Genomic DNA, 22179 nt, shown 5'->3' with positions numbered 1-22179 from the left:
CGAGGTGATCTCTTTGACTCGTTTTCTATGACGTCAGAGGGCGCGATCCCTTCCGATCGGTGAGCGCCTCCCCTCCGCGCCCTAGCCGTCCGAGAGATCCTGAGCAATGTTGACCCGCGAGGACCTTCGATTTGCCGTCGTCGCTCTTCAGTTCGGGATCGTCGATCGCGAGGAGTTCCTCGACGCTCTCGATGCCAGCCGTCGTGATGCCCGACCATCGCTGATGGAGGACCTCATCGCCTCCGGCCGTCTCGACGAGGAAGCTCGCCACCAAATCGAACGCGAACTTCAGCGACGTGACTCGACCGTCCCCGAGCTCGTCGACGCTTCGCCCGGTTCCACCAGTCCCGATGCCGAGCGAGGAGAGCTCAAGGGAGACGTCTCCTCCAGACTCAAACGAAAACACCTTCATGCCGAAGGGGCCCTAGGACGCGTTTGGATAGTCCATGACGACACCCTCGGGCGCCAAGTCGCTCTCAAGGAACTCAAACCGAGATATGCCGCCGACCCCGACGCCCAACGCTACTTCCTCCGCGAAGCGCAAGTCGCCGGCCAGCTCGAACACCCAAACATCGTTCCCGTCTACGAAGTCGGCATTCAGGAGAATGGCGATCTCTACTACGCAATGCGGCTCATCGATGGTCGTACCCTGGCCCAAGCGATCGACGAACAACATCAACGAGTCGCCAGCGACGCCGCGCGCGCCCTCGACCTACAAGCCCTGCTCGAGGCCTTCGTCAGCGTTTGCCAAGCGATCGCGTTCGCCCACAGCCGAGGCGTCATCCATCGCGACCTCAAACCCGACAACATCATTCTCGGCGAGTTCGGCGAAGTCATCGTGCTCGACTGGGGAACCGCCAAACAAATCGCCACGAACACCCCGTCCCCGGAAACAACCAGCGACGGCGACTCCATCGTCGGCACCCCCGCCTACATGTCACCCGAGCAAGCGCTCGGCGACGACCGACAGACCGACCAGAGGACCGACATCTACGGGCTCGGGGCAATTCTCTTTCACATCCTCACCGGAGAGCCCCCCCACCGCCAAGAGATCGGGGAGAGCCAAACCGTCGCGTTGGCGAACATCGTCCGCCAGCCAACCCCCAGAGCCCGTAGCCGAAACCATCGCGTGCGGCGCGCTCTCGACGCCGTCTGTTCCCACGCCATGGCGGCGAAACCAAGCGATCGCTACTCGAGCGCCGTCGATTTGGCGCGCGACATTCGTTGCTTCCTCGCGGGCGTTCCGGTGTCGGTCTATCGCGAGCCCCCCATCCAGCGTCTGGCGCGGTGGGCGGTCCGTCACACGTTTCTCACTCAAGCGATGGCGCTGCTCGCGACCCTGCTGATCGCCGTCGGCATGTCGATCGTCGTCCAATCGTGGCAGGGGAGCAACTCGGCCGGCCGGCTCGAGCTGATGAACCTGAAGTCCGAGGCCGAGGAACTCGCCTTTTCGATCAATTCCAAGCTGAAGCGACTCCCTTCCCTGGTCGTCCTCTGCGGCCAGCTAAAGAGTGTCTCACGCCTGATCGATACCAAACTCGAGGGAGAGACGAAGAAGTTCGAGGAGGCGCGCCGCCAGTTGGCGTTCGACTTCGCGGCGACGATCGAAGGAAACCCGGACATCTACCAAATGATGTTAATCGATGCCCAGACGGGGCGGCAGTTTCTTTCCGTGAGCCGTGCCTACAACGAGCAACACGCCGAGAGCAGTCAGAACCACCTCATCATCTCCCCACCCGCGAGACTTCGGGTCGAGGAGGGACGACGTTTCTTCGACGAGCCGATGAGCGCGGAGTCGGGCACGGTTTTCATGGAGGAGGTAATGCTCGCGGGGCCCGGCATCGCGGAGGGCCACGACGATGTCGTCGGCATTGGCGCCTCCCAAGCCATCGTCTCGGAGAAAACCGGCGAGAAGGAGGCGGTCCTCGCCATCCTGATCGACTTCGATCTCGCGTTTCCGGGAGTCGTCACCGCCGATCCGGCCAGAGCCATCTACATCGTCGATCGGGATGGCTACGTTTTGTTCGAACCCGATCCGGGGCCGGTGACGAGTCTCTCGGAGGGAACGCGCGAAAAGGTTCAGACCGTCTACCCGAGTCTCGATCCCCTCTTCACCGGCAACTCCTCGGAAGTCGCGATCCTCGGCTCGACTCATGGCGATCAGATCATCTACGGGCAGCGCGTCGTTTGGGACGAGGATCGGCCCGACGAGTACCTCGCCGTGATCGCCACCTACTCCTGGGACGCACTCCTGTCGTCGACCGAACGCTCGCGGCTGATCGTCATGGTCCTGACACCACTGTTGGCCATGCTGGCGATCGGAGGAAGTTACCTCTTCTCGCGGATCCTGACGCGAACCGCGAGCGGACAACTCGGTCGATAGTCTCTTGATTGGCAAGTCCGTGACGTGGAATCGCGTCCACCCATCGTACGGGAACTCGCCGAATCGAAGACGCTTCCGGCATGCCCACGCAAACGAGTCCCTTTCGCATGCCCACGCGAGCGAGTCCCTTTCGCATGCCCACGCGAGCGAGTCCCTTTCGCATGCCCACGCGAGCGTGGGCGTCGACACCCAAAAGTTTTCGGGCAATGAATTAACCAATCACGACAATCGGTCGGCTACTCCTCCGAGTCCGTCTTGTCCTCTTCCTCGTCGAGCACCAGCGAGGCCGAGTTGATGCAGTAGCGGAGCCCGGTCGGCTCGGGGCCATCCTTGAAGACATGACCCAGGTGGGCGTCGCAGCGGCTGCACAAGACCTCGGTGCGCCGCATGAAGAGGGTGTTGTCCGCCTCCTCGCGAATGCTTTGCCCCTCGACGGGCTCGTAGTAGCTCGGCCAGCCTGTCCCCGAATCGAACTTGGCATCCGAATCGAAGAGAGGCTGATTGCAGCAGACGCAGCGATAAACCCCATCCTTCTTGCAGTCGTGATACGCGCCGGTAAAGGCTCGCTCGGTTCCCTTCTGCCTGGTGACGTAGTACTGCTCGGGAGAGAGCTTCTCCTTCCACTCGGCGTTGGTCAGTTCGACACGATCAGATGCCACGTTGTTGACTCCTTCGGGTTTCGGATTCGTCTTGACCACCGCTTGTTGTTGACAGGCGGTCAACGACAAGAACACAGCCGGGACGAACATGCTGGCGACGATCCAAGGCCCTTTTCCCATAGCCGATTCCCTCGTATCCGTGCTGATTCCATACGATGAGTTATTGTAGCGGGCCCTCCCCGTCCTTTCTCGACTCATTCGGCGGCGCTCGAGTCAATCCCGCGCGGAGGCAAATCGTTCATGGACCCTCGACGCCTTGCCATGATCGCAAGTCTCGTCGTCTCGGCCGTGATGCTCTCGGGAAAGTCGTTCGCCTTTTTCCTCACCCATAGCTCGGCCCTGCTCGCCGACGCCCTCGAGTCGGTCGTCCATCTCGCGGCGACGGGATTCGCGGCCTACAGCCTGTGGTACGCGGCTCGACCGGCCGATCGAGACCATCCCTACGGGCATGGCCGCATTGCCTATTTCTCCGCCGGTTTCGAGGGAGCCCTCGTCTTCGCCGCGTCGATCGCGGTGATGGCCAGCGCCGTTCACGGATTCCTTGCCGGGGAACAACTTCACGATCTTGGCATCGGGTTCGTCATCGCGGTCGGTCTGGCCGTGTTGAACCTCATCCTCGGCATGGCGTTGGTCTGGGTTGGGCGAAACCACCACTCGCTCATCCTCGTGGCCAATGGCAAGCACGTCCTCGCCGATGTCTGGACGACACTCGCCGCGATCATCGGTCTCGGGTTGGTCATGCTCACGGGCAACGTCTGGATCGATCCCCTCGCCGCGGGACTGATCGGACTATTGATCATGTGGAGCGGCTGGTCGCTGATTCGGCGGTCGTATCTCGGACTCATGGATCGCGTCGATCCCGAGCAGAGCCAACGCTTGGTCGGCGTCATCGAAAGCGAAGTCGAACGGCTTGGCATCAGCTCGTTTCACCAGCTCCGCTACCGCATCATCAACGACCAGGTCTGGATCGAGTTGCACGTGCAAGTGCCGGGTGATATGAACGTGACCGAAGCCCACCGACGGGTGACCAAACTCGAACACGCCGTCCGCACCTTCTTTGACAACCGGCTCGTCTGGATCGTCACCCATATCGAGCCGATCGACCATCACCGTGCCCATCCTCACGAACACAGAGGGATGATCGATCCGTTGCAATTCGGCACCGAAACGTAGTGAACGAGCCCCTCGCCAACGAGGGATCGAGGAATGAATTGGTCGAGTGGTGAGCGTCAGTTCCGCTCGGGCATCAGGATCATCGTCCGAGGCTTGGGCGCGACGAACGTTTCTCCATCACTTTCGAGACGAAGAATCCGCCGACGCATGTCGATGGTGACCCGATAGCCCGAGAGCAAATCGTGTCCCATCACGATGTCGACGAGGTCGATGCCTTGGAGCGTGACCGGCGGCATGTCCATCGCGGGCCATGGCGGCAAGGTCTTTCCCCCGAGCTCGAGTCCCTTGATCGTCACCCGCGGATTGCTCAACGCATAGAGAAAGACCGACCCCGACGGCGCGCCGTGGTTCGGAAGGTTCTCCGAAGCCCACGTCGGCCAAACGAGAGTGTACGCGAAGTTGCCCGAGTCGATGAGCGTGCGGGCGAAACGGTTCGGCCCGATCTTGCCCTCACTAAGTACGTGCTCGGAAAATGGCCACAGCGGAATGTCCCAAACCGCGTCGGGGTTCTTTGGCTCGGGGAGCGGCTCGTCGGCGCTGACGACCGTCACTTTGCTGTTCGGATAGTCGATCGTGAATCGAAGATGGTGCATCAGGTCGACGCCCAACGCGGCTTTCGCCTTGGTCATCACGAGCGGAGGCGGATTACCCACGTTGATCGGAATGTCCTTGAGGACGAAGTCGCCGATCTTCAGTTCGCGAGCGAATCCCGATTGAGCGGTGAACGAAAGCGAACCGGCCGCGCTGCGGGTCGCGCCGCCGATCTCGACGCCCGCCGCCTCGGCGATCTCACGACTAAAGAGCGTGTGAGACGCCCCGGTGTCGATGATCGCTAGCGGAACCTCCATCCCGTTGATGCTGACCTTGATGCCGTGCATCTTGTACGGGAGCAGCCCAAAGAGGACTCCCGAGGCGTCGAAGGGAAGCTCGCTGCGCTTGCCGGAAGCGATGCGGTAAGGCTCACGACCGTCGAGTTTCGAACGCCAGAATTGCAGGCCCTTCACCCCTTTCTTGTCCCAGACAACGCTGTTGAGCCAAGTGCCGAGGCTCGGATCGGTGAGCGGTTGTCCCAGACGAAGCTGCGCCGTTGCCCACTGCTGAAGAGCCATGACCGTCAGGTCGGTCATCTTGAGCCCGAACGAGAGCGACTCGCGAGCCGTCTTCGACGCGATCGCGGATGCTTCCTCATTCTTACCCGTCGCGAGCAGCGCCTCGGCCTGATCGAGGCGTGCCTGGGCGGTGTTGGGATGGAGCTTCGCGAGCCGCAGCGCTTCCTTCACGTAGGCTCCGAAGTCGCCGAGCTTGTAGAGATAGTCGAGCCGCTGAAACGCGAACTCCGCTTGATTCGGATACGCGGCGTCGGCCCGCTCGAGTTCCGCCAGCGCCTTGCGGCGATCCCCGGCAAGCCAGTACTGACTGATCATCTCCTTGCGAAGCAGCGGGCTGTCGTGCTCGGCTTGCAGTTCCTGGAGATAGGCCAACGCCGACCGATAGGCCTCCGCGGTCAGATCTCCCGTCCAGACCGAGAGAGTGACCGTCGCGGTCTTTGATTCTCCGCCACGCAGGTAGTCGATCGAGACTCGCTGTCCCGGATCGAGATCCTTCATCGTCTTGGCCAGGTTGGCGAAACTGCTGACCGCGTGGCCGTCGATCGACGTGATGATGTCGCCAGGCTCCAGCCCCGCGACGCCGGCCGGCGAGTTGGGAACGACCCAGTAGATCGCCGCCCCCTTGTCGACGAGCCCCGTCTTCTCGGCGAGTTTCTCGGGGTAGCGATGAACCCCGAGCTTGGCCTCTCCGCGAGCGGAATCGACGGTCGAGACGCTGGCCCCGAAGACGATCAGGGCCGTGAAAGCGATGCGATGAAGAGAGAGGAGATGGGATTGGTTCATGGAAACGCCTGGCGAATGACGGTCTTGTGGCACGAGGCGGCGAGTCGCCGCTCCGCTTTCATGTTAGCCTAGCGCGTCCATGCTCTGTCGATTATTCTTCCTCGGTTGCCGCGGAGATTGTCTCGTCGCTTCCCTCGGTGGTCTTGTCTTGAAGCTGGGACGCGATCCGATCGAGCACCCCATTGGCGAACGCGACCGACTCCGCCGAGGAGTAACGGCGGCAGATCTCGAGCGACTCGTTGATCACGACGGCGACCGGGTTCCCCCGCTCGACGGTCAATTCGTACACCGCGAGGCGTAGGACGTTGCGATCGACAGGCGCCAGACGTCCCATCCGCCAGTTCTCGAGGGCGTCGGTGATCGTCGCGTCGATCGCTTGCCGATTGGAGCGCACCCCATCGACGAGTGAACGACAGAACGTCTCCAGTTCGGGGAAGTGAAGCCTCCCGCTTAGGAACGCGTCGATCTCCTCGGGCGACGTGGTCGGATTGACGTCGTAACGGAAGAGGGCCTGCATGGCCACTTCGCGGGCTCGGCGACGGGTGCTCATGAGTTGCTCCCTGGAAGTGCCTCGAGAAGATTGACCATCTCGATCGCGGCGACGGCCGCTTCGAAGCCTTTGTTGCCCGCCTTGGCCCCCGCTCGATTGACCGCTTGCTCCACGGTGTGCGTCGTGAGGACCGCGTTGATCACGGGGATGCCGGTCTCGAGAGCGACCTGGGTCAGTCCCTTTGCCGACTCCCGCACCACGACGTCGTAGTGATCGGTTTCGCCGCGAACGATCGCCCCGAGGCAGATGACCGCCGCGTACTCGCCGCTCTCGGCCAGCCGTTTGGCCACCAGGGCGATCTCGAGGGAACCGGGAACGTGAATCGTGTCGACATTCGCGTCCGCGACGCCATGTCGCCGCAAGCCATCCTGCGCTCCCGCGACCAGATGCTCGACGATGAAGCTATTGAAGCGGGCGGCGATCAGCCCGAACCGCCCCTTGGGAGTTTGAAACCCGCCGCTGAAACTTGCCATGCACCCCTCACTGCCATGCTGATTCCGCACGGCTGCTCGTTGAAATGTGGTCACACGGCTCTTCCGCGCGTGTGAGCTTCCATCCGAGAGGTCATTTTACGGAAGCGCGCCGGAGAGGGCAGCTTTCCAAGGGGAGCTACTTTGGGCAAGAAACGAAGCGAAGCCGGCAGAACCGGCTTCCATCGTTGGTCGAGCGTCGTGGCCGGGCCTTGGGCTTGGCCCGACCTTGCAACAAGAGACCCAGCTTCTAGAAGGAGATCGGGAAGGGATTGTCCTTGCTCGGCGACATCGCCTTTTGCAGGTCACGCTCGACGTCGTTGGGCGTCTCTTCGAACAGTCCGTAGCGGACCGCGTACTCGCGGGCCAAATCAATACGGCGTTGAGCCTCCTTGAACTGTCCCTGCTCGATCATTTCCCGAGCCTCGACGAGGAGCCGCTGGGCCCGCTGCTTGCGATCCTTTTCGCTCATCGCCGAGCGATCGGCCCGACGCGTTTGCTTCTCGGACGACGCGGCCGACGTCGTACTCGGCTTGCGCGAGACGCTTTGTTGACGCGTCGGCGCTTGGGCCACACGCTGCTCGGCGGGACGCGACGAAGCGCGGCCTCCGAGAAGTCCCGCCGCGAGTCCCTTGTGCTCGGAATGATCCTTGCTCTCGCTCTCCTCACGTTTCGGGCTAGCCGTCGTCACCTTCGCGGAATCGGACGACGTCGACGCCTCCTCCTTCGCGCTGGAGCGTCCAAAGCGGAACATGCGGCTCAGGGAGACGAGCTTCACGTCCTTCTCGGGCTCCGAGGGCGCTTTCTCCGCCGCGATGCGAGCGGCCGTCGCGACCACGTCGGTACTCTCGGACGTCGAGGCCAGTTCCTTGCGAGCCGCCGGCACCACATCCGGATTGGTCATCTTCTTGGCGACGGGAATGTCGACAATCGTCGGCTTGGCCGGCTTCGACTCGAGCGCTCGGGGCGTCGGCGGAGCTTGAGAGATCTTCGGCGTGGTGGTCTTCGCCATGGCCGGTGACTTGGTGACGGTTTCCTTGGTCACCGCGACCTCCTTCTCGGTGTCGCTACCCTCGTTGAAGAAGAAACGCTTGATCGGCGATGTCGTCTTCGTCTCCTCCTTCGCGACCTCGACCGGTTGCAACTTGGTCACGGGAACCCGCTTCGCGGGCGTCGCCGCTTGAGTCTGAGACGGGACGGCCGTCGCGTTGGCCACCGCCGGCGACGCTTGGGGCATCATGCGCGGCTGTTGCTGGTAAGGCACTTGCGGCGTTTGCGGGACCTGGGGCCGTTGCGTCTGGGCATACGCCTGCGACCCGGCGTACTGCCGACTTCTGGCCGCATGCTGGACCGGATACTGGTTCATCGTCGACTGTTGCGGAACCTGGTTGGGAATCTGCTGAACGCCGTACTGGTTGGCATTCGGCACCGCTTGCTGATACGGGTTGGCGTTCTGGGCAGGCATCGCGGGCTGGAAGCGGGCCTGGCTCACCGGCTTTTTCAGTCGGCCGCGAGCGGGCAGGACCGAGCCCTTGCGAGCCATGTACTCGACCGCCGTGCGGGCACGTTCGCGGACCTTCGGGTCTTGGTCGGTTTCGGAGACCCTGATGAGGACGTTCATCGCCCGTAGTTTGTAGCTCTTGGCTCGCGCGAGTTTCTCCACGACCTCGAGCCGGACATCGGGCTCGGGATCTCTAGCGAGCACCATTTCGAGGGCATCGAGGGTCCCTGGCGCCGCCCGCCGATCGAGTCGTCCCATCCGTTTGACCGCCTTGACTCGCTCGGAGGCGTCACTGGCGAACAGGCCAACCGTCTGGCGATTGACCGGCCCATACTGGGCTTGGGATGGGCCCGCCAGACTGGCCAGAAAGAACATGACCATCATTGCGGTGCGTGCTTGTCCCATGTTCATCGGCTCCTCTTCCCTTACGAGCGATACGCGAACGACGGGGGAATCCCCATGCTGGTCCCGCGAGTGGCGACTTCCCGGAGGAGGCCGAGCCCACGCGGAGACCATCGGTCATTTACTCTTCGTTCCCTCACGACTGGAGTCTTTAGCAAGACCCGAAAAATCAGTGGTTCCCACCTTTCCCTCCCGACGCGTCTCCCTGGTCCACCATGACTCACTCTTCCCCATCTCGACTCCGCAAGCGAGGCGATTGGGGCCGGCAAAATGCTCGGGCGCGGATGGGCGACATCAATTGGTTTGATTGTGGAGAGGGGTTTTTGCCGATGTAGTCGATGAGCGCCCACTGGGCCAAGCCAGGAATGTTGGACGACGCGGGTCATCGTGCGAGGTTGGAAACGATGGTGAACTCTCGAAAGTTTTGGGCCGTGGTGACGCTCTCGGGCATCACCGGCATCGCATTCCTAGGCGGTCAACTCGTCGCCTCCGACGATCACCCCGATCAGGAGCAGTCTCTCGTTCAGCGAGTGCATGAGGCACGCGACGCCTATCAGGCGAGTTTGGAGCGTTTGCGAGCCTACTACGTCCAAACCCAGGACAGCGAAGCCCAGCGATGGGTCGAGCAGGAGCTCACGGCGTACCACATGATTCTCAAGACGCCGTACATTCTCAATCTCGATCTGCCGAGCCGCGATCTCAGGCCCGATTCGAGCATCATCAACGCCAACCAGATCTTCCGGCAGGCTCTCGATTGGCTCAACAAGTCGTCCTTCACCGAGCGTGAGGCCAATTACAAGCGTGCGGAGCTGCTCCTACAGAGGTTGGTTCACGACTACCCGCGCAGCGACAAGCTCGACGAAGCTTGCTACTACTTGGGCCAGATCTATTCGAGCAAGTACTTTCAGCAGTACCGCCGGGCCGCGGCCTACTACGAACGTGTCTTCCACTACGAGCCGAACACCAATCTCGATGCCCGCAACCGCGCGGCGTTTCTCTACGAGAACTACATCGCCGATCGCCGCCGGGCCGTGGAGTTGTACCAAGAGGTGCTGCGTCGGGAGGTCGATCCCGAGAAGACTCGGGAAGCCAACAAGCGGCTAAGCGCGCTGCTCAACAACCGCACCGCCCAACGCCAGTAGGGAATGAGTCGGGTTCGCCGAGTGTGGTAACCGTGTTCGATCGACTCGTGAGGCCACCGCCGGCTGATTGCCAGCCAGCAAGTAAGAACGATGTCATTGAGGATGTCGGGCCATCACGGCCCTACGAAGTTCGCGATTGGAGCCCGCTCACTCCTGGCCCCTCTCCCATGGGGAGAGGGGGGAATGAAGAGCATGGAGAAGATATGCGGGCGCGACCGGCTGCTTCCAGCCAGGCAAGAGAGTAAGCACGCTCCCTTCGGCTACCCGGACGTTATGGCTTCAGGAAGCCCTTCTCTTCGAGATAGTTCACGACCTGCGCAACGCACTCCGCCACGGAGCTCTCGGCGGCCTTCAGCGTCAGCTCGGCCTTGGCGGGAGCCTCGTAGGGATCGTCAATCCCCGTGAATCCCTTGATCTCCCCCGCGCGAGCCTTCTTGTAGAGCCCCTTCGGATCCCGCTCCTCGCAAACCTCCAACGGCGTGTCGACGAAGCATTCGATGAAGGGCAGCTCTCCTTCGTCATGCAACTTGCGAGCATCGTCGCGGTCGGCACTGTAGGGGCTGATGAAGCTGGTGACGGTGATCATCCCGGCGTCGGCGAAGAGCTTGGCCACTTCGGAAATCCGACGGATGTTCTCCTTGCGATCGTCCGCGGAGAAGCCGAGGTTCTTGTTGAGCCCGTGGCGAACGTTGTCCCCGTCGAGCACGTAAGCCGCATGGCCGCGCTGGTGAAGCACTTGTTCGAGGGCGACGGCGATCGTGCTCTTTCCGCAAGCGGAGAGCCCGGTGAACCAAACGGTGCATCCCTTCTGCTTGAGCAAGTCGCGTCGTTCTTGGCGAGAAAGATGGCCGCTATGCCACGTGATATTGGTCGCTTTGACTTCCGTCATGACGTGAACGCTGTCCTTTCCTGTACTGCCTTCCGGGTTGACTAGGTTTTCTATCTCTTCACCGCGGATCGCGAGGGGAGCGGCTTTCGCCACCTCGCGGACCCTGTTCGAGCACCGATCCGGAAAACCAGGCACTCACGGCATGTTCGGCGTGGCGGGCAATCTGCTGCGCGTCGGAGCGTGAATCTCGAGCCGCACGACCCGCCGAGAAACAGCTAGGATACCGAACCTCAAGGGCACGTCCACATCCTCGAGCGGGAGATCGGCCGCCGCACGCCCTGGAAGCCGTGGCACTTCGGGAAAGTCCGGCCGAGAAAGTTGTCTGGATTTTTTCGCCCGCGCACCCTATCCCCCGACCAAACCAGATTGGCTCTCTCCGTCGTTTGGCGACGACCGAGCACGTTCGACGAGAGGACCCATCCCCATAGCCGAGGCCTCAACAAGACACGAGCAGGCGGCTCGCGCGAAAGGTTTTCGAATGGCCAGCGAACGTTCGACGCAATCATCGACCGACCCGAAGGTGACCATCCACATCTTGCGGGGACGAGCTACGCGGAACTCGCGACCGATGAAGGGACCAACCCTTCTGATCGGTTCGCAGAGTCACTGCGATGTGCAAATGCGCTCTCCCGAGGTCGCCGGCAAACACTGTCTGATCAGCCGTCGTCGTCAACAGGTCCTGGTCACTCAACTCGACCCAAACTTCCCCGTTCTGCTCAACGGTTCCGCGGTCGCCGAAGCCCCGATTCAGCACGGCGACAAGCTCACAATCGGGCCCTTCGAACTCTCGGTGACGATCGAGGGAGGCGTCGCGGTCCCGGAAGAACCCGAAACGACCAACGTTTCCCGACCGGAAATGCCTAGCGCTTCCCAGCCGGCGATGAAGCCGCTGCCTTCCAAGACGACGGCTCCCCCGTTGGCTACGCCCGGCGAGAAGGTCACTGCCGGCACAGCGGACGGACCGCGTCCGGTCTACGCGACGCAAGACACCGATGAGCGCCGCCAGAAGGAGGAGTGGATCCGCCTCGAAGCCGAACGCAAGGAACTCGAGCGTCTCAAGCAGAAACTGCAAGAGCAGCGCGAGGGAATCGATCGTGGCTTCCGCGAGCAATCCGATCGCGAGCAGGAACTCGTCGCCAAGCAGCGAGAGATGCACGAACAGGAAAAGCAGCTCGCCGCCTCCGCCCAAGAGATCGAACAGCAACGTCTTTCCGTCACCGAGGAGATGCTCGAACTCGACAATCGTCAACGCAAGATCGACCACTACAAGAGCCGGCTCGGACGCGTGCGCCGGCGCGTGTTCGAACAGGCCCGCGACCGACGCGGTGGCCTCGGCGAGCGTGCCGCGGAACTCGAGAAGAAGTCGCGCGAAGTCGAACTCCAACAGCGAGAGCTAGAACGGGAGATCGCCCACTGGAAGCAGGTCGGCCAGGATCTCGCCCAGCGGGAAGCCCAGATCAACGAGCGGGCCGACCTCTTTCAGACGCGCAAAGTCGACATCGACAAAGACGAGCGTGAACTGATCACCAAGCGAAACAAGCTCGACCAGGAACTGCAGAACGTCCGCGTCAAGGAACGCTCGCTCGAAACCCTCAAGGAGGATCTCCAACAGCGAAAGATCCGACTCGTCGAGGAGGAGGTCGCTCTCAAGACGGCTCGGGAGACGGTCGACAAGGAGTTCCAAGAGGTTCGCGAACGGGCCGCGGCGGTCCAGAGCCGCCACGAGGAGGTCGAGGGCAAGTCGCGCCTGCTCGAGAAGCAAGAGCAGCACCTCAAGGAACGCGCCGTACAGATCGAAGGGGAACGACTCGCCCATCTGGACCGCGAGCGAGACATCGCCGGGCGTGGTTCCGAGATCGAACAGCGGGAAGCCAACTGCAAGACGCGTGAAGAGGAGTGCCGACGCCGCGTCGAGGAACTGAACGTTCGCGAGCAGACGCTCCTCGAACAGGTCCGCCAGTTCGAGAAGCGCGAGAAGGAACTCGAGCAGGTCTCCGCCTACCACGCCCAGCGCAGCGTCGAGATCGATAAGCGTGCCGCCGAACTCGAAGCGAGCACCAACACGATCGTCGTCGAGTTGGATCAGGACCGCGCCGCGCTCAAGCGCGATCGGGAAGAACTCGACCGGGAGAAGAGCCTCCTCGACCAGGAACGCCAGCGACTACTCTTGCAGCAAGATCAGTCCCTCTCGCGCTTCAGCGAGGTTCGGGAGAAGGCGGTCGAGCTGGCTCAGCGAACGAGCATCCTCCGTTGTCGCGAGGCCTCCATCGATTCGGTCTCGCGTGGCCACCTGGCGCAATTGGAGGAGATCGACCGCGGCCGCAAGGAGATCGAAACGACCCGCGCCGATCTTCAGCTCCGAAGCGAAGCGCTCGAACGTCAACAGAAGCGTTTGGGCGACCAAGCCGAAGCTCAAAGCGCCGAGTCAAAACGGCTTGAGGAACTCGCCAACGCTCTCGAGTCGCGTCAGCAGGAGGTTCTAGGCCGCGAACACGACTGGGTCGACGAAGTCCGAAGCCGCCGGGACGAACTCGAGGAGCTTGCCGGCCAACTCGAGCGAAAACGGCAAGTCCTCGATCGCGACATCATGGCTCATCGCCGCCACGTCAACAAACTCCGCGAAGTCAGTCTCAAGGTGGTCCAGCGCCGCCGCGACATCCACAACGAGATGCGCGACTTCCAGACCACCGAGACGATCAATCGGCAGCAAGTCGAACTGCTTCGCGACAACCTTCGCCGTCTGCGAAGCACGGTGGCGAGCTACTTGGAGGACTCCTCGCGCCGCGATCGCGAACGCGACGAGTGGATGCGAAGCGTCGGCGAGGACAACGCGGTGCTGGGCGAACTCAGTGGCGAGGTCGCCGACCAGATGAACGCGATGCTCGGGCAGATCGAAACGCGGATTTCCACCAACGGCTCGAAGATGGACGGCGACGCCGGGGGAGCGATCTGGAGCGAGGTTCGCGGCTTGGTCACCTCCCTGGGAGCCTGGTCGGAACGTTTCACGCGCATGAAGGAAACATTCCGCGGGCGAGCCGCCTCCGAGGCACGACATGCCGAGGCGATGGTGTCGGGACGCAACACCCTCTCCCGACTCATTCATCTCATCGAGGAGACGGGCGAGCGCAACGAATCGGTCTTCGTCGTCGCCGAGAAGTCCCCGCAAGAGCCAGCCGCGGAGAGTCGCCCCGCGATCGCCGAGCATCACCAGTTGCCGATCGAACTCGAACACGACGACATTCCGATGGTGACGCACGAGATCGCCACGCCAACTCCCCGTGATGTCGCGCCGGCGACTCCGGAGATCGCGAGCACACCTCCCGGCGCCGAGGTTCCAGCGGAAGAGCCCGAGGAACCAGTCGTCTCCCTGCCCATGACGGGCATGGAAGATCGCGAGTTCGTTCAGCGACTGATGCAAACGGGACTCTGCGACGAGACGGCGCTCAAGAGCCACGAACATGAGGCGGCCAACCGTGGGACAACGCTCCAAGCACGCCTGTTGGAAACGGGAGCCCTGAGCGAGTACCAGCTTGGTTGTCTGGCCGAGAACCGGCTCGACGAGTTGAATGTCGGTTCGGCCACGATCCTCGACCGTCTTCACCGGGGAGCGACGGCGACCACCTACAAGGTCAGGCTCGGCGGTTACGATCAACCGATGGCGCTTCGGATCCTCGATCCGCGTTGGAGTCGCGACGAGTCGATGCGCAGCACCTACGCGATCACCGTCAACGCGATGACCGACTTCCGGCATCCGAACGTCGCCAACCTGCACGAACTCTTTGTCACCGACGCCGGCTTCGGTGTCGTTTGCGACTACGTCGACGGTTGGTCGGTGGGCAAGCTCTCCGGATACGGCGTTCCCACGAAAGCGATCGTCCACATGTGCCACCAGGCAGTCAGTGCGATCGCCGCGGCGCAGCGTCGTGGCTTCGTTCACCACAACTTGCGGCCGAGCCGCATCATGATGACCCTCTCGGGCGAGACCCGACTTCTGGGGTACGGCGAGCCGGCTTGGCTCAGCAAGATCCACCGCTGCGAACGCGGGCGGGCCATCACCTCCTACTTGCCGCCCGAGGAACTTCTCACCGATGGCTCCGCGGACGCGCGCGGCGATCTCTTCTCGGTGGCCGTGATCGCGGCGGAACTCGCCACCGGCACCCGAGCGGCCGTCGGCCAGAAGCTCGATCTCCCCGGCGACTTCCCTCGCGGGTTCTCGGCTCTGCTGACGCGACTGCTCCAGGAGCGTCCGCAACAGCGTTGCTCCTCGGTGGGTGAAGTCCTCGACATCCTCGAAGAGATGGTCCTGCAACCCTCGATGGAGGGTGATCCCTGGCCCGAGTTGCCGCAAGTCGTCAACCAGCTTGCCAACCAACCCTCGGAGCAATCGAGCCGAAAAGCGGCTTAGTATTCGGTCCAATGAAGATCTAGGGGCCACTGACTGCACGTCGGCCAGTGCCAAAGCGATAGGTCCCCACCAACACCAGCTTCAAGCTGGAACAGAGCACCGGTGTCCTGATTGGCAAGTTCATCGCATTGGGTCTCGGCCGCTGATCGTGCGGGAGCTTGCCCAACCACACGTGTTTCCCGCATGCCCACGGAGCGCGGGGCACCGCCCCCTCCAAGAGACCCTTCGGTAACGGATCAATCAGTCAGGAGACTACCAACACGAGGTCAGTCGGACGCTTCGGTCGTCGGGACGTGTAGGAAGTAGACCGTGCCATCCCCGTTGCCCGTGGCGACATAGTTGCCACTGGGACTGAAGGCGACGTCCGCCACGATCCCTCCCGGAGGCCCGACGCGGTGAGTCGCCTTCAAGACGCCGACCCGAGCGTCCCATAGATGAACCGCCCCCCGATCGTTGCTGGTCACGAGCGTCTTACCCGTCGGATGAAAGTCGAGGGCGTTGGCTGGAGGCTGCCCCTCGTCGGTCGACCACATCAGGTTCCCGCTCTCGGCGTCCCATGTGTAAATGCGACCCTCCGCGTCCAGCGCGGTCAGTACCCGGTCCGACGGACTGAAGACGACGCGCGTCATCGGGTCGCCCTGCCCCTCGAGACGTCCCCAATTTTCGCCCGTTTCGGGATCCCAGAGAAGGACACTCCCATCCACCATCGAGCCAGCGTCGTGAGGCGCGATGGCGGTCGCGAGGATGTCTCCCGATGGGCTGAAGGTCAAGTCGCTGGCGTGAATCCCCTTCTTGAGCCTGATCGTTCGGGCCGGGGTGATGCCCTCGAGACCGAGGTTCCACAGCAGGATCGCCCCCTGTCGCGTCCCCGCCGCCAAGCGCGTCCCGTCGTCGGTCAGTGCCATACTGACGACATCGCCCTTCACCGGAAAACGTTCCGGGAGGAGCCAGGTGCTCGTGTCGAGCAGCGAGATTTCACCTTGATCGTTGGCAAAGGCGATCAAGGGAGCCAAACGGGCCGCCGTGAGGAGATTGGCGCGATAACCCGGGTCGATGGGGTCGAACTCCTCGCCCGAGGGGACGCTCCAGTGTCGCAGTCGCCCACCCAGGTCCAGGGTGAGCATGTGCCGCGCGTCGCGAGCGAAGACGCACTGTCTCACGCCGGCGATGGGTACGGGGGCGGCGGCCGTTTGATCGGAATCGGCGATCTCGACCAGGTGGTCGCGTGTCCCGAGTGCGATGTGCCTGCCGTCGAGCGATAGCTGGATCGCGGCGATCTCCCCGAAGTCGGTACCTCTTGTCTCGACATCGTTGGCCCGTGGAAAGCGACCGACGACGTACGTTCCCGCGCGTGAACTCACCGCGAACCGATCCCCGCCCGATCCGAGCGAGGTGGTCGCTCCCTTGGGAATCTTCCCGCTGTTGACCTTCGTCCCGTCGCGACGCTCCCAAACCGACAGCGTGCGGCCATCCCCACCAATCCCGACCAACCAACTGGCATGGAGGCTGAACGCGAGCGCATCGACCACTTCTCCCTCCGCCCGAAGCGAGCGCGGCTTACCCGAGCGCAGTTCGACGACGACGATGCCCCCCGAGTCGGCCGCGGCGGCGACGACGGTTCGATCCGGCGAAATCGCCACCGCTCGGTAGCCACCGGGTACGGGGGGAAGGAGTTCTCGCTTCGGAGCGTTCGTTTGCCAATCGAGAACCACCACCGCTCCCTCAAAGGGGCGATCGGCGGCGCGCTCGTTGTCCTCCGATCTCGCGACCTCGGCGACGATCAACTCGCCCTCGGAAGCTCCGGCGGCGACCGCCCCCACTCCCTCGCCCAGGTCGGCGATCAGTTCTCCGGTCAAAAGGCGCCAAACCCGCGCGCGCGACGAGGCACTGACGGAGACGAGGTGTTGGTTGTCGTCGAAAAAGAGGAGCTGCTCGACCGACTCTTCCTCGGAGGGCCACTGTCGCAGGAGGGTCCGCGACTCGACATCCCAGAGCTTGATCATCCCATCGGCACCTGCTGTGGCGACGCGGTCCCCTTGGAGATTGAACGCGACGGCGCCCACCGGTGCCCAGTGTCCCAGTTGCTTCGCGGGCACTTCGAGCAACCCGACCACTTTCGTCTCGGGCGAGAGAAACGACGAGACGGCATCGGTCGTGGTGGTGACGGCGTCGAGGGGACTTGGAAGCAGCGAAAACAGCTCGGCCGCCTTGAGCGACTCATTGGTCCTGGCCCACTTCGAGACGAACTGGTTCAACCGTGTTCGCAAGTCATCGAGCTGGGCCGAGGTCGCCGGCGTTTCGCGAATCGCCGCTACCTCGCGCGTCAACTGCTCGAGCCCGTTGCGACGAACCGTCCTCGGCGTCGGAATCCACTCGGGAACGGTGCTACGTACTTCGCCTCGTTCCAGAAACCAGCGATAGACGACCAACTCATAGCCAGGCCGGTGCAGACGAATCACCCGAAACCCCCAGGAGCCGTCGATCTCGATGGGGCCTTTTTCGGGGACGGGTACACTCTCACCATCGACGATCATCGCGACATTCTTGCGTTGATGCTCGGGCCACTCGAACGTCATGGTCGTCCGCCCCAGCCAGTGCCAACCACCGACAAGCGACGCGATCAGTACGGCGCCGGCGAGGGCGATCACCAGCGCACGCGCGTGGCGCCAACGCTGCTCCGGCGGCCGAAAGGCGGATAAATCGAACCGGGGCTCGCCCAACCATTCGGGCAAGTCGTGCGACTCCACCCGGCGGCCTTCCCGAGAGGCTCTCGGGCGAATGACGGGGCTGGCGACCGTCACGTCGGTCGAATCGAAACCGATTCGGCGCTGCCAACCGCGCAGGGCGTCGTGCAACTCGTCGGGCGTGGCGTAGCGATCGGCCGGCTTCTTCGCCAGCATCTTCGCCAGGATCGCCATCAACGAGGGATCGAGCCCCTCGATCGGCACGATCGGATCGTTGACGTGCTTCATGAGCATGTCGAAGTCGCTGTCGGCCTCGAAGGGAGGATGGCCGGCGAGCAACTCGTAGAAGGTGCACCCCAACCCGTAGATATCGCTCCGGATGTCCGCTTGGCGCGTGTCCTCGGCCTGCTCGGGAGCCATGTAGTCGAGCGTGCCGACGAGGATGCCGGTCTTGGTCAATGCCGTGCCGTCGGAGCCGTCTCCCTCGTGGCCGCCGGTGAGACGAGCGAAGCCGAGGTCGAGGATCTTCACTTCACCCTCGGGAGTGACCAACAAGTTCGAGGGCTTCAGGTCGCGATGAATGACGCCATGCCGGTGGATGCAAGCGAGCCCGTCCGCCGCTTGCGCGATGTAGTCGGTCGCCTGCTCGGCCGAGACAACACCCAAACGGGTCACGAGCTCCTCGAAGTCCTCGCCCGCGACGAGTTCAAATGCGATGTAGTGCAGCCGCCCGTCGGTGCCGATACGCAGGGCGCGCACGATGTTGGGATGCTCGAGTCGCGCGTTGGCGACCGCTTCGCGTCGGAAACGTTTGAGGGTGTTGGGATTACGGCTAACTTTGTCGGGACGCGGGATCTTGAGGGCCACGGTCCGCTTGGTGATGGTGTCGCGCGCGGCGAAGACCGCTCCCATCCCTCCTTCCCCGAGTTTGTCGAGGAGACGGTAGCGGTGATCGATGACGAGACGTCGTCCGCGCGAGGTGTGGATTTGGCGAGCCTGCCACTCGGTCAGCAACCCGTGACGAACGAGTCGTTCGGCGAGATCCTCGGCGTCCTGCCGCTTCAGATCGTCGATGTCACGACAGACGCGTTCGAGGTCTTCGGGGGAAACGAGTTCGCTCTTGAGGACAAGTCGGCGGTATTCGTCGGCCGACATGGGATGAGTCCTTTCGATGCCGACATCGATCGACGTTCGAAGCGATATCCGACACCTTGATTCGCGGGCTAAGAGGCCGTCAATTCCTTGACGACTTGGGCCAGCAACTTGGGATCGCGTCGTTCCAGTAGATGCTCAATCCGTTGTTGCGGCAAACCGGCTTTCGCCAGCGCCTTCTCGGCACGCTTCCAGAGACTGTCCGCCTTTTTCCCTTCGGCGAGGTAAATCTCGGTCGTCAGTTCCGAGAGCCGCTGGCAAAGGATGCCATCGATGTTGTTGTAATAGCGACGGATGATGCGCTTCTGATGCGGCGAATGATCCGCCATGGCTCCATTTCCTCCTCAGGGGCAAAGTTCGTCTTCGCGGCGGCTGGAGTCTGATCGAGTGGGATCGGACGTCTGGCTCGGTCGGCCATCGATTACGACGCTGCTCTCGCGAGATGGAGTCACCTCTAGCTTCCCGTCTTTGCGTCGAACAGTCCAACCCAATCCTTCGGTACTCCACGCGTCTATCAACTCGAGTCTCGGCGGCGCGGTCTAGGTAGGTTGATCGGCCCCGTCGCCGTCGACAGGGTTCGGTTTGCCAATGAGGTTGAACTGACCGTTGCGGAAAGCTTTGGCGATCGCCATGGGGACATCGGCCTCGGCGAGGACGACCTTGGCGCGGTTCTCGACCACCGTCGCCTTCATCTCTTCCTCACGAGCGACCGCCTTGGCGCGTCGAATTTCCGCGTGGGCTTGGGCACGCCGCGTGTCCGCTTCGGCTTGGTCGGCCTGCAGGCGGGCCCCCACATTCTCTCCCACCTCGATATCGGCGATGTCGATCGAGAGGATCTCGAACGCCGTCCCCGCGTCGAGTCCCGAGTTGAGGACCCGTTCGGAAATTCGCTCCGGGTGGTCGAGGACGTCCATGTAGGTATTCGCCGACCCGATCGTGGTGACAATTCCCTCGCCGACGCGGGCGATGATCGTGTCCTCGGTCGCTCCGCCGATCAATTGGTCCAAATTGGTTCGGACCGTAACGCGGGCCCGCGCCTTGAGTTGAATCCCGTCCCTGGCGACGGCATCGATCGTCGTTTTGCCTTTCGCGGGGTCGGGAACGTCAATGATCTTCGGATTGACGCTTGTCTGCACCGCCTCCTCGACATTGCGGCCGGCCAAGTCGATCGCCGAAGCTCGCTTGAAGTCCATCGGGATGTCGGCGCGGCTCGCGGAGATCAACGCCCGCACGACATTGGGAACATTGCCTCCCGCGAGGTAGTGCGACTCGAGTTCCCGGCGGCTGATCTTGATGTTCGACTGGACCGCCATGATGCGTGCCCGCACGATCAGGTCGGCGTTCACCTTCCGGAGGTCCATCCCGATCAGATCGAAGAAGCCGATTCCCGCCTTGGTCGTGAAGCACTGAATCCAAAGTCGGAAATAACGGGTGAAAACAAACAGCATCACCAGAAGAACGATGATGACGACAAAGATGATCAGCCAGGCGATCTGCGGCATGCTCGGCGTTCCTTGATACCGGGTCGCGGTGAATTTGGTTCCCCCACCGCCGTTCCGGTCGTACCTTGGTCAGTTGTCAACATTGTAGCGACTGTCCCCACCGACGTCAGTTCGTCACTCGGAACCGTCCTTCTGAGTTGATAGGGACTTGAAGCGAGGCAAGCGAGACACAATTTCCCATGGCACTCTCCGCTCTCCCACTCTCCTACTGCGCCAACGTTCACCCGGGACGCACCTTCGCGGAAGTGGCTGAAGGACTCAAGCGATACACCGCCCCTCTCCGGGAGCGATTGGGAACGCCGATCGCGGTCGGGATGTGGATGACCCGCGACGCCCTCACCGAGGTCGCGACCGACCCCAAACTCGTCGACTGGCTGCAAGGTTGGCTCCGCGAACACGACTTGACGTGCTACACCATGAACGCGTTCCCGTTCGGTAATTTCCACGCCGAGCGCGTCAAGGAGAACGTCTACCTCCCCGATTGGACCGACGTCCGGCGCGAGGAATACACACGCGACGTCGCCGACCTTCTCGCTCGGCTCTTGCCGGAGGGCGTCGAGGGAAGCCTGTCGACCTCTCCCTGCGCCTTTAAGGCCCTTCACCCTCAAGGCGCGGACGTCGACGTCTATTTTCCCCGCCTCGTCAGCATCGCCCGCCATCTCCAGGACCTACGGCGGCGCACGGGCCGCACCATCCGACTGGCAATCGAACCCGAACCGGGCTGCCTCCTCGAGACGACCGACGAGGCCCTGGGGTTCTTTAAGGATCTGCGCGGCTGGGTGAAGGAGGCCAAGGATGCCGACGCGGTGCGGGAGCACCTTGGGCTCTGCTACGACATCTGCCATCAAGCGGTCGAGTTCGAGGATGTCGCCGAATCGATCGACCGACTCGACGCGGCCGAGATCAGGCTCGTGAAAGTCCACGTCACGTGCGCCTTGGAACTGACCGATCCTCGCGACGAGGCCGCCAGGGAGCACCTGGCACGTTTCGTCGAACCGCGCTACCTTCACCAGACCACCGCCCTGACCGACGATGGACGGCTGCTTTGGTCGACCGACCTGTCGCGGGAACAGACCTCGGCGCCGGCGGAGGACTGGTTGGGCAGCCGGGCGTGGCGGATTCACTTCCACGTGCCGGTCCACGAGGAGTCGCTCGGTCCCTTGGGAACGACGCGGCACGTTCTCGACCGCGCACTCCGGCAAGTGGCGCGACTCGAACAAACACCGCATCTGGAAGTCGAGACCTACACCTGGAATGTCCTTCCGACCGAGCCACAAAATGGCGCTTCGTTTGATCTTGTGAAGGGCCTCTCGGCTGAGTTACAACGGACCACCTCGTTTCTCGAGCAGGTTCGAGCCGAGCAAGGTTAGAGGAG

14 protein-coding genes are annotated in these 22179 nt (G+C 62.7%); 5 read left to right on the top strand and 9 right to left on the bottom strand.

Features of this window, described 5'->3' with window-relative positions; genetic code table 11:
• Positions 1–106: 106 nt before the first annotated feature.
• Positions 107–2383 carry a serine/threonine-protein kinase gene (locus Pan216_RS08150; RefSeq protein ID WP_145257332.1) on the top strand — a complete coding sequence of 759 codons (2277 nt, stop codon included), beginning with the start codon at positions 107–109 and terminating at the stop codon, positions 2381–2383.
• A 236-nt stretch (positions 2384–2619) separates the two neighbouring features.
• On the opposite strand, the gene msrB is transcribed toward Pan216_RS08150, so the two are convergent.
• A complete protein-coding gene (gene msrB, locus Pan216_RS08145; protein ID WP_419193397.1) occupies positions 2620–3042 on the bottom strand; it encodes a peptide-methionine (R)-S-oxide reductase MsrB in 423 nt (140 codons plus the stop codon).
• 240 nt (positions 3043–3282) lie between these two features.
• On the opposite strand from msrB, the gene Pan216_RS08140 reads away from it, so the two are divergent.
• Complete coding sequence (locus tag Pan216_RS08140) at positions 3283–4215, top strand: cation diffusion facilitator family transporter (RefSeq protein WP_145257329.1); 933 nt, start codon at positions 3283–3285, stop codon at positions 4213–4215.
• 56 nt (positions 4216–4271) lie between these two features.
• Here the strand turns inward: Pan216_RS08140 and Pan216_RS08135 are convergent, their stop codons facing one another.
• The 4 genes from Pan216_RS08135 to Pan216_RS08120 form a co-directional block, all read right to left on the bottom strand.
• Positions 4272–6107: a PDZ domain-containing protein gene (locus Pan216_RS08135; protein ID WP_145257326.1), complete on the bottom strand. Its 1836-nt coding sequence runs from the start codon at positions 6105–6107 to the stop codon at positions 4272–4274.
• Between the two features lie 91 nt (positions 6108–6198).
• Complete coding sequence (gene nusB / locus Pan216_RS08130; RefSeq protein ID WP_145257323.1) at positions 6199–6657, bottom strand: transcription antitermination factor NusB; 459 nt, start codon at positions 6655–6657, stop codon at positions 6199–6201.
• Positions 6654–7130, bottom strand: a complete 477-nt coding sequence (gene ribH / locus Pan216_RS08125) for a 6,7-dimethyl-8-ribityllumazine synthase (protein WP_145257319.1) — start codon at positions 7128–7130, stop codon at positions 6654–6656. Before ribH ends, nusB begins: the two co-directional genes overlap by 4 nt.
• A gap of 247 nt (positions 7131–7377) precedes the next feature.
• Positions 7378–9033: a HEAT repeat domain-containing protein gene (locus Pan216_RS08120; protein WP_419193396.1), complete on the bottom strand. Its 1656-nt coding sequence runs from the start codon at positions 9031–9033 to the stop codon at positions 7378–7380.
• A 401-nt stretch (positions 9034–9434) separates the two neighbouring features.
• Between Pan216_RS08120 and Pan216_RS08115 the strand changes: the two genes are divergently transcribed.
• Positions 9435–10172 (top strand): tetratricopeptide repeat protein, encoded by a 738-nt coding sequence (locus tag Pan216_RS08115; protein ID WP_145257313.1) that lies wholly within the window; start codon positions 9435–9437, stop codon positions 10170–10172.
• Positions 10173–10443: 271 nt separating this feature from the next.
• Here the strand turns inward: Pan216_RS08115 and cysC are convergent, their stop codons facing one another.
• Entirely contained in the window at positions 10444–11061 is a 618-nt protein-coding gene (gene cysC / locus Pan216_RS08110) for an adenylyl-sulfate kinase (RefSeq protein WP_145257310.1), read from the bottom strand.
• A 478-nt stretch (positions 11062–11539) separates the two neighbouring features.
• Between cysC and Pan216_RS08105 the strand changes: the two genes are divergently transcribed.
• Positions 11540–15466 carry a protein kinase domain-containing protein gene (locus tag Pan216_RS08105; RefSeq protein WP_145257307.1) on the top strand — a complete coding sequence of 1309 codons (3927 nt, stop codon included), beginning with the start codon at positions 11540–11542 and terminating at the stop codon, positions 15464–15466.
• 266 nt (positions 15467–15732) lie between these two features.
• Here the strand turns inward: Pan216_RS08105 and Pan216_RS08100 are convergent, their stop codons facing one another.
• The 3 genes from Pan216_RS08100 to floA form a co-directional block, all read right to left on the bottom strand.
• Positions 15733–19305, bottom strand: a complete 3573-nt coding sequence (locus tag Pan216_RS08100) for a WD40 repeat domain-containing serine/threonine protein kinase (RefSeq protein ID WP_145257304.1) — start codon at positions 19303–19305, stop codon at positions 15733–15735.
• A 68-nt stretch (positions 19306–19373) separates the two neighbouring features.
• On the bottom strand, positions 19374–19631 hold the full coding sequence (locus Pan216_RS08095) for a hypothetical protein (protein ID WP_145257301.1): 258 nt from the start codon (positions 19629–19631) through the stop codon (positions 19374–19376).
• 210 nt (positions 19632–19841) lie between these two features.
• A complete protein-coding gene (floA, locus tag Pan216_RS08090) occupies positions 19842–20804 on the bottom strand; it encodes a flotillin-like protein FloA (protein ID WP_145257298.1) in 963 nt (320 codons plus the stop codon).
• Between the two features lie 179 nt (positions 20805–20983).
• Between floA and eboE the strand changes: the two genes are divergently transcribed.
• Entirely contained in the window at positions 20984–22174 is a 1191-nt protein-coding gene (eboE, locus tag Pan216_RS08085) for a metabolite traffic protein EboE (RefSeq protein ID WP_145257295.1), read from the top strand.
• Positions 22175–22179 lie beyond the last annotated feature (5 nt).

Source organism: Kolteria novifilia (assembly GCA_007748055.1).
GTDB lineage: Bacteria > Planctomycetota > Planctomycetia > Kolteriales > Kolteriaceae > Kolteria > Kolteria novifilia.
This window is presented reverse-complemented; position numbering and strand designations above follow the sequence as displayed.